The sequence below is a fragment of the Streptomyces sp. genome (assembly GCF_036566765.1).
Lineage (GTDB): Bacteria > Actinomycetota > Actinomycetes > Streptomycetales > Streptomycetaceae > Streptomyces.
The window spans coordinates 1-16,146 of the sequence record NZ_DATCVQ010000326.1; the positions used below are offsets into that span (position 1 = coordinate 1).

Below are 16,146 nucleotides of genomic sequence, written 5' to 3' on the forward strand. Positions count from 1 at the left end.
TCTGCCGCCTTGAGGGCGGGGCGGCGGTCCGTACCGCAGGCGACGGTGAGGCCGCCCGTGAGGGCGGCGGCCGCACCCGCCCGCAGCGCGCCACGGCGGTCGGTCAGGGTCACCCGACCATTTAAGAGCTGGTATGCCCGAAAGGTAATGATTGAGCCAATTCAGGACGTTTGACGTCGCCGCCCCGCCGGGACCGCCACCCTCTCGACTCGATGAAACACCCGATGAACGCCATACTTATTCATTGTTTATAAGGTGAGTGCTTCACGTCACCAATGATTCACCGGTTCACTGTCCCGATTTGACCACTTCTATACCGGTAAGGACTTTTGGCGGCAAGGCCCCTGGTCTGCCATAGTCGGACCCACGACCCCCATTGACCCGGGCCAGGTCGACCTCGCGCCGTGGGCACACCCCCTTCGCCCACGGCGCTCCACACGAAGCCCCCCGAAGCCGTACGACGGCGACCGGGGGCTTCGGTGCGTTCGGGGAGCCCTCAGGGGCGGTCGGCGACCCGCATCTCGAACCAGGTGGTCTTGCCGCGCGGCAGCAGGTCGACACCCCAGCGGTCGGAGAGCTTGTCGACGAGGAAGAGGCCGCGCCCGCTGGTGTCGAGCTCATGGACGGGCATCAGGCAGGGCAGCCCGCGGGACGGGTCGCGCACCTCGATCCGGATCCAGCCGCGGCGGCGCAGCATCCGCAGCCCGAAGACCCGGGCCCCGGTGTGCCGAACGGCGTTGCCGACCAGCTCGGAGACGAGCAGCACGGCGTGCTCGGCGATCTGCGGGGAGAGCGCCCACTGGCGCAGGACCACGCACTGGGTGAGCCGGCGGGCCGTCGCGGCCGACTCCCCCCGGGACGGCAGACACACCTCGTGCTCCACCGGATTCCCGAACAACTCCAGCGCCTTGACGGCCTGTTCGTCCTCGGTGCCCGGTACCCAACGAGCGGCGGTCGAGCCGCCGCGCTGCCGTGGTTGCTCCACACCCTCCAGGCCCGCCATGTCCACCATCATGGCCGCCCGGAAGCGTCCGCGGGGCCGTTCCGGAGGAATCGATCCCGGGCGGATCGCGACCCCCAGGGATCCGCCAGACATATGCCAGAGGCAGGAAATGGGCCCGAAAACCCGCTCCGACCTGCGACGACGCACCGTATTCACATGATCACGGAACGGTCGAGAATCGGCCACGCACGATCGTCCCCCGTGGCGGCGTCGAACCACTCACACGGTTGACGCCGCCAACTTCACCCCGGTCAGAGGAACTTGGCCTTGCCCGGGCCCTCCTCCACGAAGCTGCGCATGCCGCGCTCCCGGTCCTCGGTCGCGAACAGCCCGGCGAACCAGTTCCGTTCGATCGCCAGTCCGGTGTCGATGTCCGTCTCCAGGCCCGCGTCGATCGACTCCTTCGCGGCGCGCAGCGCCAGCGCGGGGCCCTGGGCCAGCTTCGCGGCCCAGGCGTGCGCCTGCTCGTACACGTCGGCGGCCGGGACCACCCGGTCGACCAGGCCCAGCTGGAGCGCCTCGTCCGCCTTGACCATCCGGCCGGTGAAGATGAGGTCCTTCGCCTTGGACGGACCGATCAGGCGGGACAGCCGCTGGGTGCCGCCGGCCCCCGGGATCAGGCCGAGCAGGATCTCCGGCTGGCCGAGCTTGGCGTTGTCCGCGGCGATCCGGTAGTCCGCGCAGAGCGTCAGCTCGCAGCCGCCGCCCAGGGCGTACCCGGTGATCGCGGCGACGACCGGCTTGGGGATGCGGGCGACGGCGGTGAACGCATCCTGGAGCCCGCGCGACCGCTTGACCATGGCCGCGTGGTCCATGACCTGCATCTCCTTGATGTCCGCGCCGGCCGCGAACACCTTCTCCCCGCCGTACAGGATCACCGCGCGCACGTCGTCGCGGTCGGTCGCCTCCTGGGCCAGCTCGCGCAGCCGGTCCTGGACGGCGATGTCCAGCGCGTTCATCGGGGGACGGTCGAGGCGGATCGTGCCGACGCCTTCGGCGACTTCGAGGTTCACAGTCATGGAGGCAGGTTAGCCCTCGTTAACGGAGACGGGCCCGGTGCTGTTGCTCACAGCACCGGGCCCGTCCGAGATCGCTCGGGGCGACCTACTTGATCCACTCCTCCCAGGACATGTTCCAGCCGTTGAGGCCGTTGTCCGGGCGGATCTGCTTGTCCTTGGAGTTCTTCACGACCACCACGTCGCCGATGATCGAGTTGTTGTAGAACCAGGCCGCCGGCGTGGAGCCGTCACCGGCGCCGCGCGCGTCCCGCAGGCCGACGCAGCCGTGGCTGACGTTCGTCGAGCCGAAGGTGCCCGCGGAGGCCCAGTAGTTGCCGTGCACGAAGGTGCCGGAGGTGGACAGGCGCATCGCGTGCGGCACGTCCTTGATGTCGTACTCGCCGCCGAAGCCGACGGTGGCCCCGTTCATGCGGGTCACCTTGTACTTCTCGCTGATGACCATCTGACCGTTGTACGTGGTCGTGGACGGCGCGCCCGCGGTGATCGGGATGGTCTTGATGACCTGGCCGTCGCGGCGGACCTTCATGGTCTTGGAGCTGGCGTCCACCGTGGCGACCTGGCTGCGGCCGATGGTGAACTTCACCGTCTTCTTCTGCTTGCCGTAGACGCCCGGCCGGCCCTCGACGCCGTCCAGGTTGAACTCCACGGTCACCTTCGTGCCCGCGGCCCAGTACTCCTTGGGACGGAAGTCGAGCCGGTCGTTGCCGAACCAGTGGCCCTGGATCTCCACGTTCGGCACGGCGGTCACCTTGATGGCGTTCTCGACGGCGTCCGGGTTGGTGATGCCCCGGGTGAAGTTGATCGAGACCGGCATGCCCACGCCGACGGTCGAGCCGTCCTCAGGCAGGTAGTGGCCGACGAAGGTGTTCTTCGGGACCAGGGTGGTGAAGGTGGTGTCCTTCGCCGACTCACGGCCCTCGGCGTCCTTCGCTATCGCGTGGACCTTGTACTGCGTCGCGGCGGCCAGGTGCCGCGTGGGCTCCCAGCTGGAGCCGTCCGCCGCGAGCTTGCCCTCGACCGGGGTGCCCTTGGAGTCGGCCACCTCAACGGTGGTCAGCTTGCCCTTCTCGGCGGTGACCTTCAGGCCCCCGCTGGTGGCGACGTCGTTCGCGCCGTCCTTCGGAAGGACCGTCACGACGGCCTGCGAGGCCGAGTTCTCGACCTGTCCGCCGCCCTTGCCCTGGTCGGTCTTCCCGGGTCCGTCGGTGTCCCCACCGCCGCAGGCGGTCACGAGGAGCAGCATCGCCCCCGCCGCCAAGGCCCGCAGGCGCACGCCCCCGCGCACGGATCCACGTCCCACCCCGGCCGATGCCCCCGATATCGGCTGCCCGTTCACTCTCGTCCACTCCCCTCGCACGGCCTGGTCCCGCCACGGCCTGCTACCCCCGCGCACTGATATCGCGCGCACGGCGCTAGATAATCACACCGCAGCCATGGAAAGTTCACTGCGAATGTCACCGTTCAGTCCCAACTCGTCCGGGACGTCACCGGGAGAACCGCAGCTCGGCGCGGGGGCGCGGGGGATGCGCAGGGTCAGTGCTGGGCGGAACCGGCCTTCCACCGGATCCAGTCCATGTTCCACCCTCCCAGGCCATTGTCGGGAGAGACCTTTCGGTCGCGGGAGTTGACGACCTCGACGACGTCGCCGACGAGCGTCCGGTCGAAGAACCAGCCGGCCGGGCTGGAGGAGCTGCCGCCCTTGTCGTCCTGTAGGCCGACGCAGCCGTGGCTGACGTTCGCCGAGCCGAAGGTGTCCTCGGAGGCCCAGTAGTTGCCGTGCAGGAAGGTGCCGGAGTCGGTCAGCCGCATCGCGTGCGGCACGTCCTTGATGTCGTACTCGCCGCCGAAGCCGACCGTCCGGCCGTCCATCCGGGTCACGTCGAACAGCTCCGTGACCACCATTTTCCCGTTGTACGTGGTGGTCTTCGGGGCCCCCGCGGTGATCGGCAGCGTCGCCAGGACCTCGCCGTCCCGGCGCACCTCCATGGTGTGCTCGGCCGCGTCCACCAGCGAGACCTGGGAGCGGCCGATGGTGAACCCGACGGTCTTGCGCTGGATGCCGTACACGCCCGGGGCGCCCTCGACGTCCCGCAGCGCCAGCTCGACGGTGACCTCGGTGCCGGGCTTCCAGTACTCCTTCGGCCGGAAGTCGAGCCGCTCCTTGCCGAACCAGTGGCCGACCACCTCCACCGGCGGATCGGAGGTGATCCGGACGGCCCGCTCGACGGCCGCCCGGTTCTCGATCGGCCGGTTGAAGCCGAACGAGACGATCATGCCGGTGCCGACGGTGGAGCGGTTCTCCGGCTTGAAGTAGCCGATGAAGCGTTTCTCGGGGACGACGGTGGCGAACGTGGTGTGCCGGGCGGAGCGGCGGCCGTCCGCGTCCAGCGCGACCACGTCCACGCTGTACTTGGCGGCGAGCGCGAGGCGCGCCCCGTCGGCCGGGCGCCAGCTCAGCCCGTCCTCGCTGACGTCACCCTCCAGAACGGCGGGGCGGGCGTCCTCGATCTGGACGACGGAGACCCGTTCGAGCCGCCCGCTGTCGATCCGGATCTCGACCGGCCCGTCCGCCGGGACGGCCTTGGCGCCGTCCTCCGGGGTGATCCGGATGACGTCGCCCGGAGCCTTCGCCCGGCCGGGCAGCGGGAGCTCGAGACCGCTGCCCTTCCCCCCGTCGGATCCGCCGTCCCCGGTGCAGCCCGTCGTCGCGGCCAGGAGGCCGGCCGCCGCCAGGACGAGGCCCAGGCAGGTCCTCGCCCGCTTCAGTACATGTTTCACGCCCGGCCCAACGACTGCCCCCCTCCAGGGGAAACGTGCGTGCGGGTCATGTTGGGAGCACGAGGTTGAGGGCAGAACAGGTGGGAGGACCACGTGCGGGGAGCCGCGGCCGGGACGCCGGGCGCTCCCGTCGGCGAGCACGGGGCCCGACGAGCCGCGGGAGGCCGACAGGTGTCGAGCGCAGCCGAACAGGAGGCGGTGCGGGAGGGAGGGGCGACCTCCCCTGCCGTGGAACCGGTACGGGGGGAGGTCAACGGGGAGGTGCGCGAGCTGCCGCTGCCGGTCGTGTGGCCGGGCGCGCCCACGCCGCTGGGGGCGCGCTGCCGGGTCGGCCCGGACGGGGTCGCGGGCACGAACTTCGCGCTGTGGGCGGGCGGCGCGGAGGCGGTCGAGCTGTGCCTCTTCGCGCCGGACGGGACGGAGACCCGGCTGCCGCTGACCGAGCTGACCCACGAGATCTGGCACGGCTTCGTGCCGGGCGTGGCGGCGGGGCAGCGGTACGGCTACCGGGTGCACGGCCGCTGGGACCCGTGGACGGGGGCCCGCTGGAATCCGGCCAAGCTGCTCCTCGACCCGTACGCGCGGGCCGTCGACGGAGACTTCGGGCTGCCGCCGGAGGTGTACGGGCATGTCCGCGACTGGCCGCAGCAGCATGTGGCTGACACCGTGCGCGACGAACGGGACTCGGCGCCGTACGTCCCGAAGGGCGTCGTCGTCCACGATGACGACGACTGGGCCGACGACCGCCGGCCCAAGACGCCGTGGCCGGACTCGGTCATCTACGAGCTGCACGTGAAGGGGTTCACCCAGCGGCACCCGGGGATCCCGGAGGAGCTACGGGGCACGTACGCGGGCCTTGCGCACCCGGCCGCGATCGAGCACCTGGTCCGGCTCGGGGTGACGGCGGTCGAACTGCTGCCGGTGCACCAGTTCGCCCACGAGGACCATCTGCTGCGGCGCGGGCTGCGCAACCACTGGGGCTACAACTCGATCGGCTACTTCGCCCCGCACGCCGGATACAGCGCGTCGGGGACGGCCGGGCAGCAGGTCGGCGAGTTCAAGCGGATGGTGCGGGCGCTGCACGCGGCGGGCATCGAGGTGATCCTCGACGTGGTCTACAACCACACGGCGGAGGCGGGCGAACTCGGCCCGACGCTGTCGCTGAAGGGCATCGACAACCGGGGCTACTACCGGCTCCAGTCGGACGCCCGCCGGTACGCCGACTACACGGGCTGCGGCAACACCCTCCATGTGGTGCAGCCGCAGGTGCTGCGGCTGATCACCGACTCGCTGCGGTACTGGGTCACCGAGATGGGCGTGGACGGCTTCCGCTTCGACCTGGCGGCGGCCCTCGCACGTTCCATGCACGACGTCGACATGCTGTCGCCGTTCCTGGCGGTGATCGCGCAGGACCCGGTGCTGCGCCGGGTCAAGCTGATCGCGGAGCCGTGGGACGTGGGCAACGGCGGCTATCAGGTGGGCGCGTTCCCGCCGCTGTGGACCGAGTGGAACGACCGCTACCGGGACGCGGTCCGGGACTTCTGGCGCGGCGCGCTGCCGGACGTGCGGGACCTGGGCTACCGGCTGTCCGGCTCCAGCGACCTGTACGCGTGGGGCGGCCGCCGCCCGTACGCCTCGGTCAACTTCGTCACCGCGCACGACGGGTTCACGCTGCGGGACCTGGTGACGTACGAGCGCAAGCACAACGAGGCCAACGGGGAGGGCAACCGGGACGGCACCGACGACAACAGGGCCTGGAACTGCGGGGTCGAGGGCGAGAGCGACGACCCGGCGGTCAACGCGCTGCGCCGCCGCCAGATCCGCAACCTGCTGACCACGCTCCTGCTGTCGACCGGGGTGCCGATGCTGGTCGCGGGCGACGAGATGGGCCGCACCCAGGGCGGCAACAACAACGCGTACTGCCAGGACAACGAGCTGGGCTGGGTGGACTGGTCGCTGCCGGACCAGGACGGCCCCCGCGGCCTGCTCGAACTCACCACCCGGCTCCTCGACCTGCGCCACCGCCATCCCGTGCTGCGCCGCCGGGCGTTCTTCGACGGCCGCCCCCAGGGCGCGGACGGCCTGCGGGACCTGGCCTGGTTCACACCGGACGGCACGGAGATGACCGAGCAGGACTGGTACGCCCCGACGGCGACACTCGGCCTGTACCTGTCGGGCCGCGACATACCGGGCCGCGACGCGCGCGGCGCCCAGGTCACCGACGACAGCTTCCTGGCCGTCCTGCACGCCGCCCCCCGCCCGGTGGAGTTCGTCCTGCCCGGCCCGCCCTGGGCGGAGTCGTACGAACTGGTCCTGGACACCTCCCGGGAGGACCAGTCCCGGGCCCCGGGGACGGTGCACCGGGGCGGGGAGCGGTTCACGGTGGCGGAGCGGTCGGTGGTGCTGCTGCGGGTGGTGGGCTGAGTGCGGGGGTCAGCCCGTGGTGCTGACGTAGCAGGTGAACTCGCCCGAGACCCGGTTGTCGCCCCCCGGCGAGTAGGCCATCTCCAGGGCCGAGTCCCCAGTGACGAGGAAGGAGTTCTTGGGGCGGGCCTTTGCGACCCACGCGGCAGGGACGGTGGCGAACTTCGCCCGGCACAGGTCCCGGGCCGCGGTCTCGCCGTCCTCCATCGTCAGCTCGTCCCGGGAGGTCTTGTCGACCTTCACGTGGCCGAAGACGCGCAGGTCGGACCGGCCGGTGCAGTCTCCGACCCGGACGAGGGCCTGGGAGCCGAGCCCGGTGTCGTCCGAGGCGCAGGCGCCCGGCGGTACCGCGTGCAGATCGGTCAGGACCTTCTCGGCGTCCTCAGCCGAAGCGCCCGCCGTCCGGCGCGGCACGGCCTTGCCGTGGTCGGTGAGCCGGTAGACGGCCTTGAGGGCGGTGACCTCGCGAAGGGCGCCGGCCTTGTGGAGTGCGGTGAGCACCGGCGCGTAGTCGGCGGTGCCCTCGGTGATCCTGCCCTCCGCGTCGAGCTTGATCGTCAGGGGGACGGGAGCGGGCTCGTCCTTGCCCATGGGCACGAGGAAGCCGATGTCGGCGGGCAGGGCTTCGGCGGCCGAACGGGCACTCGCGGTGGTCGCGTAGACGCGGCTTCCGTCGGAGCCCACGACGGGCTGCTTCACCGGGGTCGCGGCATGGGCGATCGTGTCGGCGAGGGTGCCGCCGTACGGGACCTCGTCCCCGGCGCGGCTGAGCACGACGCCGGCCCGGTCGACGAACTCCTTGGAGCCGGAGGCCGCGTAGCGCAGCCAGGCGCCGCTGCGCGTGCGGTACGCCACGTCGCTGCCGGTCACCTCGAAGGCCTCCGGGCCCTTTCCGGGCCGTGCGCCCAGCTGTTCCCCTGTCTTGGCGGGAAGTCCGCCGGGCAGGGTGAGCGTGCGCGTGGCGTCGGCCGTCTTCTTCCCGTAGTCCTGTGCGCCGGTGGTGACGTCCCGGACCGTGCCCGACTTCGTCGTGTACGTGAGCGTGTACGTGAAGCGGGCCGATCCGCTCTTCTCGGTCACTTCGCGGGCCGACACGAGCTGCCTGCCGAGCTTCTCCCCGTAGACCGGATGGCCCGCGCCCTTGTCGCTCTTCGCCCCGTCGGCGCCGCCGGACTCGCACGCGACCGCCGTGATCAGCAGCGGCAGCACGGCGACGACGGCCAGCCCGCGGCCCCTGTCGGTTCTTCTCATGGTCCCCACCCTCCGACTTCACCCCCGTGGACATTGGCGGGGATCCTACGTGGCGGGTACAACGACTCCGTCCGGCGGGCCTGTCCAGGCCCGCACCGGCAGTCGGCCGCGGCGTTCAGTTGCGGCCGAGGATGCCGCGTTCGTAGCCGGTGGCGACCGCGGCCGCTCGGTCCTTCGCGTCCAGTTTGGCGAAGATGTGGGTCAGGTGGGTCTTCACCGTCGCCTCGCTGATGAAGAGTTCGGCGGCTATGGCGCGGTTGGAGGTGCCTTTGGCGACGAGGGTGAGGACCTCCGTCTCGCGGGCCGACAGGGTGTCGTCGGGCGGCGGTGCGGCGGGGGTGCGGACGCGGGTGACCAGGCGGGAGGCGACGGCCGGGGAGAGGACCGTGCGGCCTTCGGCGGCGGCTCGGACGGCGGCGAACAGGTCGTCGCGGGGGGCGTCCTTGAGCAGGTAGCCGGTGGCGCCCGCCTCGATCGCGGGGAGGGTGTCGGAGTCGGTGTCGTACGTGGTGAGGACGAGGACCCGGGCGCGGGCGGCGCGGCGGGTCAGCTCGGCGATCGCTTCCACCCCGCCGCCGCCCGGCATGCGCAGGTCCATCAGGACCACGTCGGGGTCGAGATTCAAGGCGAGTTCTACGGCCTCGACGCCGTTCGACGCCTCGCCGAGGACGGTGAAGGCGGGGTCGGCGGCGAACATGCCGCGCAGGCCGTCGCGTACGACCGGGTGGTCGTCGACGATCAGCAGGGTGATGGTCCGGTGGTCAGCAGTCATGGCGGACCAACGGTACGCGGGCGGAGATCGCCGTGCCTTCGCCCGGAGCGGTCTCCACCGCGACCTCGCCGGCGATCCGGGCGGCGCGGGCCCGCATGCCGTTCAGGCCGAACCCTCCCTCGGCGGTGCGGCCTTGGACGGCCGACGGTTCGAAGCCGCGGCCGTCGTCGCGGATGTCGAGGGTGACCTCGTCGCCCATGTACGAGAGGGTGACGCCGGCCCGCCCGGCCGCCGCATGCTTCGCGGTGTTGGCGAGGGCCTCCTCGGCGATCCGCAGCAGGGTGGCGGCGAGTTCGTCGTGCAGGGGCTCCTCGGTGCCGGTCACGGTGAACCGGGCGTCGACGCCGGTGCGTTCGGCCCAGGAGGCGACGGTCTGCTTGAGCGCCTCGGGGAGTGTGTCGTGCTCCAGGGCGACCGGTGCCAGGTTCTGCACGGAGCGGCGGGCCTCGCCGAGGGAGTGCCGGGCCAGGGCCTGGGCGCGGTCGAGGTGGACCTGGGCGACGGCCGGGTCCCCTGCGGCGGTGACGGCCTGGAGCTGGGCGATGATGCCGGTCAGGCCCTGGGCGAGGGTGTCGTGGATCTCGGCGGCGAGGCGGCGGCGTTCGTCGGCGACGCCAGCCTCGCGGGCCTGGACGACGAGCTGGGCGTGCAGGGCGGCGTTCTCGTCGAGGGCGCGCTCCAGGGCGGCGATGGTGGCGGCCTTCTCCAGGGCGTGCTCCGCCTCCTTGTCGCTGATCCGGCTGAAGACCGTGGAGAGCCCGGCGTTGACGGCGAACAGGACGCCGAAGGCCAGCCATTGGGTCGGCGACCCGGGCGGCAGCCCGCCGGACTGCGAGCCGGCCATGGTGACGGCGACGAACAGCAGCGCCGGGCGGACGAACCGGGCCCGGACCAGCGCGGCCACGTCGAAATAGCCGATCGCGGCGTGGATGGCGAAGAACGGGTTGAGCCAGGTGAGCGCGAACGCGAGGGCGGTGCGCAGGGCGTAGTAGACCTCGGCGCGGGCGGAGGGCTGCGGCAGGCCGGGTCCGGCGGTGCTCCCCCACCACATCTGGAGGCCGAGCGTCACGAGGACCAGCGCGCCGGCCGCGTACATCTCGCCGGTGGTCATGATCTCGTCGGCGATCGAGGCGCCGACGGCGGCCGACAGGGCGAGCAGGGCGTGCGGCCCGTAGGTGAAGAATTGCGCCCAGCGCTGTTCGGCCGTCGTCATCGCCGCGTCCCTCGCCATGCGTCCCTCACTCCCAGATGAACCACCGTCGGGCGGCGGCGACCAGGACCACGGTCCACACGGCGGTCACCGCGAGGTGCGTCCAGCTCGGCCACTGGCCGGCCGCGGCCTGGTCGAGCGCCTGGGCGGACGCGCCCAGCGGGGTGAGGCCGACGATGTCGCGCAGAGTCTCGGGCATGGCCGCGACGGGCAGCCAGACGCCCGAGGTGAACATCGCCGGGAAGAATACCGCCGAGCCGACCGCCTGGGTGATCTTGGTGGTACGGCTGATCGCGGAGACCGTCGCGCCGAGCGCGAGGGCGGACAGCGCGGCGAGCACCAGGGCGAGCAGGTAGCCCGCGAGCTGGCGGGGCAGGGCGACGCCGAAGGCCAGGCGGCCGACGGTCAGGGCGATCAGCGCGGAGCCGACGACCGCGGCGCCGTGCAGCGCGATCTGGGCGTTGATCAGGGCTCCGGGCCGCATCGGGGTGGTCGCCATCCGGCGCAGGATGCCGCGCTCGCGGTAGCCGGAGAGGACCGGCGGCATCGACTGGATCGCGGAGGTGATCGTCGCGAGCAGGATGGCGATCGGCACGTACAGGTCGACGGTCCGCAGGCCGCCGAGGTCGGCGGAGGGCTCGCGGAACGCGGGGATGCAGCCGATCACGACGAGGAGCAGGGTCGGAAAGGCGAGGATCCAGAACAGGGCGGCGGGCTCGCGGGTGAAGAGGCGGGCTTCGGCCTTCAGTACGGCGGTGCCGGTACGGGTGTTGGCGCTGGTACGCGTGCTGATGCCGGTGCTCACTTGTCGGTTCCCGTCAGGTCGAGGAAGGCGTCGTCGAGGGTGGCGTCCGAGACGCGGAGGTGGTGGGCGGTGACGCCCTGCTGCGCGAGGTACGTCAGGACGGCGCCGGTGGTGTCGTCGGTGCCGTGGACGGTGATCCGGCCGTCCCGCGCCTCCTCGGCGGAGGCGACCGCCGGCAGGGCGTTCAGGGCGCGGACGTCGAGCGGGGCGGAGGGCTGGAAGGAGACGACCGTGTTGGCCGAGGCCCGCTCGATCAGCCCGCCGGGGGTGTCGAGGGCGGTGATCCGGCCTCGGTCGACGACCGCGATCCGGTCGCAGAGGCGCTGGGCCTCCTCCATGAAATGGGTGACGAGCAGGACGGTGACGCCGCTGTCGCGGACGTCCTCGACGAGCTGCCAGGTGTCGCGGCGGGCCCGCGGGTCGAGCCCGGTGGTCAGCTCGTCCAGGACGACGACCTTCGGGTTGCCGATCAGGGCGAGGGCGATGAACAGCCGCTGCTTCTGGCCGCCGGACAGCTTCCCGAACCGGGCGTCGAGCCGCGCCGTCAGGCCGAGCCGCTCGGCGAGTTCCCGCCAGTCGGCCGGGCTCGGGTAGCACGCCGCGTACAGCTCCAGCGCCTCACGGACGGTCAACTTGGCCTGAAGCTCGCTCTCCTGGAGCTGCGCGCCCAGCAGCAGCGTGACCCGCTCGCGGTCGGCCACGGGGTCGTACCCCGCGACCCGTACGACCCCCGAGTCGGGCGTCCGCAGCCCCTCCACGCACTCCACGGTGGTGGTCTTCCCGGCCCCGTTGGGTCCGAGGATCCCGAAGATCTCCCCCTCGGCGACCTCGAACGACACCCCGTCGACGACCTTCCGGCCGCCGTACGCCTTGTGCAGCTCCCGTACCTCGATCATTGCCATGCCCCCACACTGGCCCGCGGGCCCGCGCCGCCGCATCGGCCGATCCGCTCGGCTCGGGGATCAACCGATCGGTTGACGGGCGGTACGACTTGGGGGCACGACCGGGACCGTCAGGGCGGCCGGAAAAGCAGGTGAACCGTGTCAGGGGCGAACCCTACGATCGGGCCTGATGTCCGAGAAACGTGACTCCGTCGAAGACCGCTCCTCCGTGCGTTCGCTGTTGCGGCTGTGGCCGTATCTGCGGCCTGTGTGGGGGCGGTGGGGGGCGGCGGCCGTGGTGGCCGTCGTCGCTTCTTGTCTGGGGCTTGTCATCCCCTTGGTGCTGAAGTGGATCGTCGACGGGCCGGTGGCCGCTCAGGATCCCGGCGGGGTGTGGCTCGGGGCGCTGTACGTGCTGCTGCTCGGGATCGCGGAGGCGGTGCTGTTCGGGTTCCGGCGGTGGCTGGTGGCGCGGCCGCTGGCCGGGGTCGAGGCGGCGATGCGGGCGGATCTGTACCGGCGGCTGCAGCGGCTGCCGATCGCCTTCCACGACCGGTGGGCCTCGGGGCAGTTGCTGTCCCGGGGGACGACCGACCTGATGCTGCTCCGGATGTTCCTGGCCTTCCCGCTGACCTTCCTGTTCGTCAACGCCGTGACGATCCTCGCCGGGTACGTGATCCTGCTCGACCAGGAGTGGACGCTCGGCCTGGTGCTGCTCGCGCCGGTCGCACCGCTCGTCGTGCTCTGCTCGCTGTTCGAAGCGAAGTACGCGCTCGTGGCGCGCCGCGCCCAGGACCAGGCCGGCGACCTGACCACGGTCGTCGAGGAGAGCGTCCTCGGCATCCGGATCGTCAAGGGCTTCGGCCGGCACCGCAGCCAGGTGCGCGCCTTCCGGGCGCTGACCGGGCGGCTGCGCACCACCGAGCTGGACAAGGCCCGGCTGCTCGCCGGGATCTGGGGGCTCATCACGGTCCTGCCCGAGGTCGCGGTCGGCGCGGCGCTGGTGATCGGCACGGTGCAGGTCGCCGACGGGGACCTGTCGGCGGGCACGCTGGTCGCGTTCCTGTCGACGGCGCTCGCGCTGCGCTGGCCGGTGGAGTCGATCGGCTTCCTGCTCGCGATGAGCCAGGAGGCGGCGACGGCGACCGAGCGGTTCTTCGAGGTGATGGACGAGGCCGAGGAGGGGCCCGGCGGCACGGAGACCTCCGTACGAGCCCCCGGTGACGGGCTGCGGTTCGAGAACGTGTCCTTTCGGTATCCCGATGCCGACGGCGACAGCCCGCCCGTCCTGGACGGGATCGATCTGCACGTCCGGGCGGGCGAGACGCTCGCCCTGGTCGGCGCGACCGGCTCCGGCAAGACGACGCTCACCGCGCTCGTACCGCGGCTGCACGAGGCGACCGGCGGCCGGATCCTGCTCGACGGCGAGGACATCACGCGCATGCCGCGCGAGCGGCTGCGCGAGCTGGTCTCCGTGGCCTTCGAGGAGCCGACCCTGTTCTCGGCGAGCGTCGGCGAGAACGTACTGATGGGGGCGGGGTCGGGGGCGGGGGGCGACGAGGGGCTGCGCCGCGCGCTCGCCGTCGCGCAGGCCGAGGAGTTCGTCGGCGCGCTGCCCGAGGGGGCCGCGACGCAGGTCGGGGAGCAGGGGCTGAGCCTGTCGGGCGGTCAGCGGCAGCGGCTCGCGCTGGCCCGCGCGGTCGTCGGGCGGCCGCGCTTCCTGGTCCTCGACGACCCGCTGTCCGCGCTCGACGTGCACACAGAGGCGCTGGTCGAGGCCGCGCTGCGCGAGGTGCTGCGGGACACGACCGCGCTCGTCGTCGCACACCGGCCCTCGACCGTGCTGCTCGCCGACCGGGTCGCGCTGCTCTCCGAGGGCCGCATCGCCGCGGTCGGCACCCACCACGAACTGCTCCGCGAGCACGCCGAGTACGCCTGGCTGATGTCCGGCACCGCCGACGGCAGGGGGACCGATCCGCGATGACGACCGACCCGTTCGACCAGGACGACCTGCCCACCCCGCCCCGCGCGACCGGGACGCTGTTGCGCTCGCTGCTCGCCCCGCACCGCGCCCGCGTCGTGCTCTCGGCCCTGCTGCTCCTGCTCCAGCAGGCCGCGGTGCAGGCCGGCCCGCTGCTCGTCGCGTACGCCATCGACCGTGGCGTGCCCGCGCTGCGCCGCGGCGAGCACGGCCCGCTGATCGCCGTCGCCGTGGGCTACCTGGGCTGCGCGGCCGCGGCCGGCCTGCTCCAGTACGCCTTCATCCGGGTCGCGGCCCTGGTCAACCAGAACGTGCTCGTCGACCTGCGGGACCGGATCTTCCGGCACGCGCAGGCGCTCAGCCTGGACTTCCACGAGCGCTACACCTCGGGCCGGCTGATCTCCCGCTCCACCTCCGACGTCGAGTCGCTGCGCGAACTCCTCGCGGAGGGCCTGCAGGAGCTGATCGGCGTGGTCCTCGCCTTCGTCTACATCTCGGCGATGCTGCTCTGGCTGGACCTGGGCATCGGGGCGGTGGCGGTCGCCTCGTTCGTCCCGCTGTACCTGCTGGTACGGCTCTACCGGCGGCGCGCCGCGGTCGTCTTCGCCGAGCGGTCGACGGCGATCGCCGGGGTGATCGTGAAGTTCGCGGAGACGATGAACGGGATCCGGCCGGTCCGGGCGTTCCGTCGCGAGGCCGCCAACGACGCCGAGTTCCACCGGCTCAACCACCGGCACGAGCGCGCCAACGGCGACGGACTCCTGGAGATGGCCCGGTACGTGGTCGGGTCCCGGCTGGTCGCCAACACGGCCGTCGCGGGCATGGTGCTGTGGGGCGCGTACCGGGTGGCGGGCGGGACGCTCGCACTGGGCGTGCTGGCCGCGGCGGTGCTGTACATGCGGCGGCTCTACGACCCGATCGACCGGCTCGGCATGTTCCTCAACTCGTACCAGTCGGCGGCCGCCTCGCTGCAGAAGATCGCCGGGCTGCTTGCGCAGCGGCCGACCGTGCCGGAGCCGGTCGCGCCGCGCGAGCTGCCGGTGCGGGCGGCCGGGCGACCCGGCCGCGAGGTGGTGTTCGAGGACGTCCGGTTCGCGTACCGCACCGGCGGCGAGGTGCTGCCGCGCTTCGGCCTGACGATCCCGGCCGGGCAGACGGTGGCGGTGGTCGGCTCGACCGGGGCGGGCAAGTCGACGCTGGCGAAGCTGCTGGCCCGCTTCTACGACCCGACGGAGGGCCGGGTGCTGCTCGACGGGGTCGATCTGCGCGACCTGGCCGCGCCGGAACTCCGACGCGGCGTGGTGATGGTGACGCAGGAGGCGTTCCTGTTCTCCGGCACGGTCGCGGAGAACATCGCGATCGGCCGGCCGGACGCCGGCCGCGAGGAGATCGAGCACGCGGCGAAGGCGATCGGCGCGCACGACTTCATCGCGGGCCTGCCGGACGGCTACGACACGGACGTGCGCAAGCGCGGCGGCCGGATCTCGGCGGGCCAGCGGCAGCTGGTCGCGTTCGCCCGGGCGCTGCTCGCCGACCCGGCGGTGCTGATCCTGGACGAGGCGACCAGCTCCCTGGACGTGCCGGGCGAGCGGGCGGTGCAGCGCGCGATGGACACGGTCCTGGCGGGCCGTACGGCGGTGGTCATCGCGCACCGCCTGTCGACGGTCGAGATCGCGGACCGGGTCCTGGTGATGGAGGCCGGCCGCGTCGTGGAGGACGGCAGCCCCGCCGAACTGACCGGTGGGGACGGTCGGTTCGCGGGGCTGCACCGGGCGTGGCGGGAGAGCCTGGTCTGACGGCGCTCAGAGCGCCACGGGGGTGCGTACGTCCTCCGTCACCGCGGGAGGCTCCGTCGGCTGCTCCGTCGGCTGCTCCGTCGGCGCGCCGCGCAGCAGCCACAGGGCGAGGGCCCCGGCGAGCAGCATCGTGACCGCCGAGCCCGCCGCGGCCGCTGCGAGCCCCGAGGTGAACGCCTCGCCGGCCGCCCGCATCAGCGCAGCCGCCGCGTCCCCCGGGAGCCGC

12 protein-coding genes and 1 pseudogene are annotated in these 16,146 nt (G+C 72.3%); 3 read left to right on the top strand and 10 right to left on the bottom strand.

The annotated features are described in order from the left end of the window. Positions 1–496 precede the first annotated feature (496 nt). The 4 genes from VIU94_RS19265 to VIU94_RS19280 form a co-directional block, all read right to left on the bottom strand. The gene (locus VIU94_RS19265) at positions 497–1,015 is read right to left on the bottom strand and encodes an ATP-binding protein (RefSeq protein WP_331913065.1); all 519 of its coding nucleotides are present in this window, start codon (positions 1,013–1,015) and stop codon (positions 497–499) included. A gap of 239 nt (positions 1,016–1,254) precedes the next feature. Then, entirely contained in the window at positions 1,255–2,022 is a 768-nt protein-coding gene (locus VIU94_RS19270) for an enoyl-CoA hydratase/isomerase family protein (protein WP_331913066.1), read from the bottom strand. Positions 2,023–2,107: 85 nt separating this feature from the next. Beyond that, positions 2,108–3,358 carry a L,D-transpeptidase gene (locus VIU94_RS19275; RefSeq protein WP_331913067.1) on the bottom strand — a complete coding sequence of 417 codons (1,251 nt, stop codon included), beginning with the start codon at positions 3,356–3,358 and terminating at the stop codon, positions 2,108–2,110. A 197-nt stretch (positions 3,359–3,555) separates the two neighbouring features. Continuing rightward, complete coding sequence (locus tag VIU94_RS19280; protein WP_331913068.1) at positions 3,556–4,800, bottom strand: L,D-transpeptidase; 1,245 nt, start codon at positions 4,798–4,800, stop codon at positions 3,556–3,558. Positions 4,801–5,028: 228 nt separating this feature from the next. Between VIU94_RS19280 and glgX the strand changes: the two genes are divergently transcribed. Next, a complete protein-coding gene (gene glgX / locus VIU94_RS19285) occupies positions 5,029–7,224 on the top strand; it encodes a glycogen debranching protein GlgX (protein ID WP_331913076.1) in 2,196 nt (731 codons plus the stop codon). A 9-nt stretch (positions 7,225–7,233) separates the two neighbouring features. Here the strand turns inward: glgX and VIU94_RS19290 are convergent, their stop codons facing one another. The 5 genes from VIU94_RS19290 to VIU94_RS19310 all read right to left on the bottom strand — a co-directional run bounded on the left by VIU94_RS19290 (position 7,234) and on the right by VIU94_RS19310 (position 12,164). Beyond that, positions 7,234–8,475, bottom strand: coding sequence for a hypothetical protein (locus VIU94_RS19290; RefSeq protein ID WP_331913069.1), 1,242 nt, complete (start codon positions 8,473–8,475; stop codon positions 7,234–7,236). A 115-nt stretch (positions 8,476–8,590) separates the two neighbouring features. Beyond that, entirely contained in the window at positions 8,591–9,247 is a 657-nt protein-coding gene (locus tag VIU94_RS19295; protein WP_331913070.1) for a response regulator, read from the bottom strand. Beyond that, positions 9,237–10,478, bottom strand: coding sequence for a sensor histidine kinase (locus VIU94_RS19300; RefSeq protein WP_331913071.1), 1,242 nt, complete (start codon positions 10,476–10,478; stop codon positions 9,237–9,239). The genes VIU94_RS19295 and VIU94_RS19300 overlap by 11 nt, the downstream gene beginning before the upstream one ends. 7 nt (positions 10,479–10,485) lie before the next feature. After that, the gene (locus tag VIU94_RS19305; protein WP_331913072.1) at positions 10,486–11,262 is read right to left on the bottom strand and encodes an ABC transporter permease; all 777 of its coding nucleotides are present in this window, start codon (positions 11,260–11,262) and stop codon (positions 10,486–10,488) included. After that, a complete protein-coding gene (locus tag VIU94_RS19310; protein ID WP_331913073.1) occupies positions 11,259–12,164 on the bottom strand; it encodes an ABC transporter ATP-binding protein in 906 nt (301 codons plus the stop codon). Before VIU94_RS19310 ends, VIU94_RS19305 begins: the two co-directional genes overlap by 4 nt. 169 nt (positions 12,165–12,333) lie before the next feature. Between VIU94_RS19310 and VIU94_RS19315 the strand changes: the two genes are divergently transcribed. Both VIU94_RS19315 and VIU94_RS19320 read left to right on the top strand, forming a co-directional pair. Beyond that, positions 12,334–14,127, top strand: a complete 1,794-nt coding sequence (locus VIU94_RS19315) for an ABC transporter ATP-binding protein (RefSeq protein WP_331913074.1) — start codon at positions 12,334–12,336, stop codon at positions 14,125–14,127. Next, on the top strand, positions 14,124–15,920 hold the full coding sequence (locus VIU94_RS19320) for an ABC transporter ATP-binding protein (protein ID WP_331913075.1): 1,797 nt from the start codon (positions 14,124–14,126) through the stop codon (positions 15,918–15,920). The genes VIU94_RS19315 and VIU94_RS19320 overlap by 4 nt, the downstream gene beginning before the upstream one ends. Before the next feature lie 6 nt (positions 15,921–15,926). On the opposite strand, the pseudogene VIU94_RS19325 reads toward VIU94_RS19320, so the two are convergent. Beyond that, positions 15,927–16,146, bottom strand: a pseudogene (locus VIU94_RS19325) (hypothetical protein); the annotation flags it as partial.

What these genes read in the sequence shown, in the direction of transcription:
- VIU94_RS19265 (WP_331913065.1), bottom strand. Translation starts at nt 1,015, where the DNA reads ATGATGGTGGACATGGCGGGCCTGGAGGGTGTGGAGCAACCACGGCAG.
- VIU94_RS19270 (WP_331913066.1), bottom strand. Translation starts at nt 2,022, where the DNA reads ATGACTGTGAACCTCGAAGTCGCCGAAGGCGTCGGCACGATCCGCCTC.
- VIU94_RS19290 (WP_331913069.1), bottom strand. Translation starts at nt 8,475, where the DNA reads ATGAGAAGAACCGACAGGGGCCGCGGGCTGGCCGTCGTCGCCGTGCTG.
- VIU94_RS19295 (WP_331913070.1), bottom strand. Translation starts at nt 9,247, where the DNA reads ATGACTGCTGACCACCGGACCATCACCCTGCTGATCGTCGACGACCAC.
- VIU94_RS19300 (WP_331913071.1), bottom strand. Translation starts at nt 10,478, where the DNA reads ATGGCGAGGGACGCGGCGATGACGACGGCCGAACAGCGCTGGGCGCAA.
- VIU94_RS19310 (WP_331913073.1), bottom strand. Translation starts at nt 12,164, where the DNA reads ATGGCAATGATCGAGGTACGGGAGCTGCACAAGGCGTACGGCGGCCGG.
- VIU94_RS19315 (WP_331913074.1), top strand. Translation starts at nt 12,334, where the DNA reads ATGTCCGAGAAACGTGACTCCGTCGAAGACCGCTCCTCCGTGCGTTCG.
- VIU94_RS19320 (WP_331913075.1), top strand. Translation starts at nt 14,124, where the DNA reads ATGACGACCGACCCGTTCGACCAGGACGACCTGCCCACCCCGCCCCGC.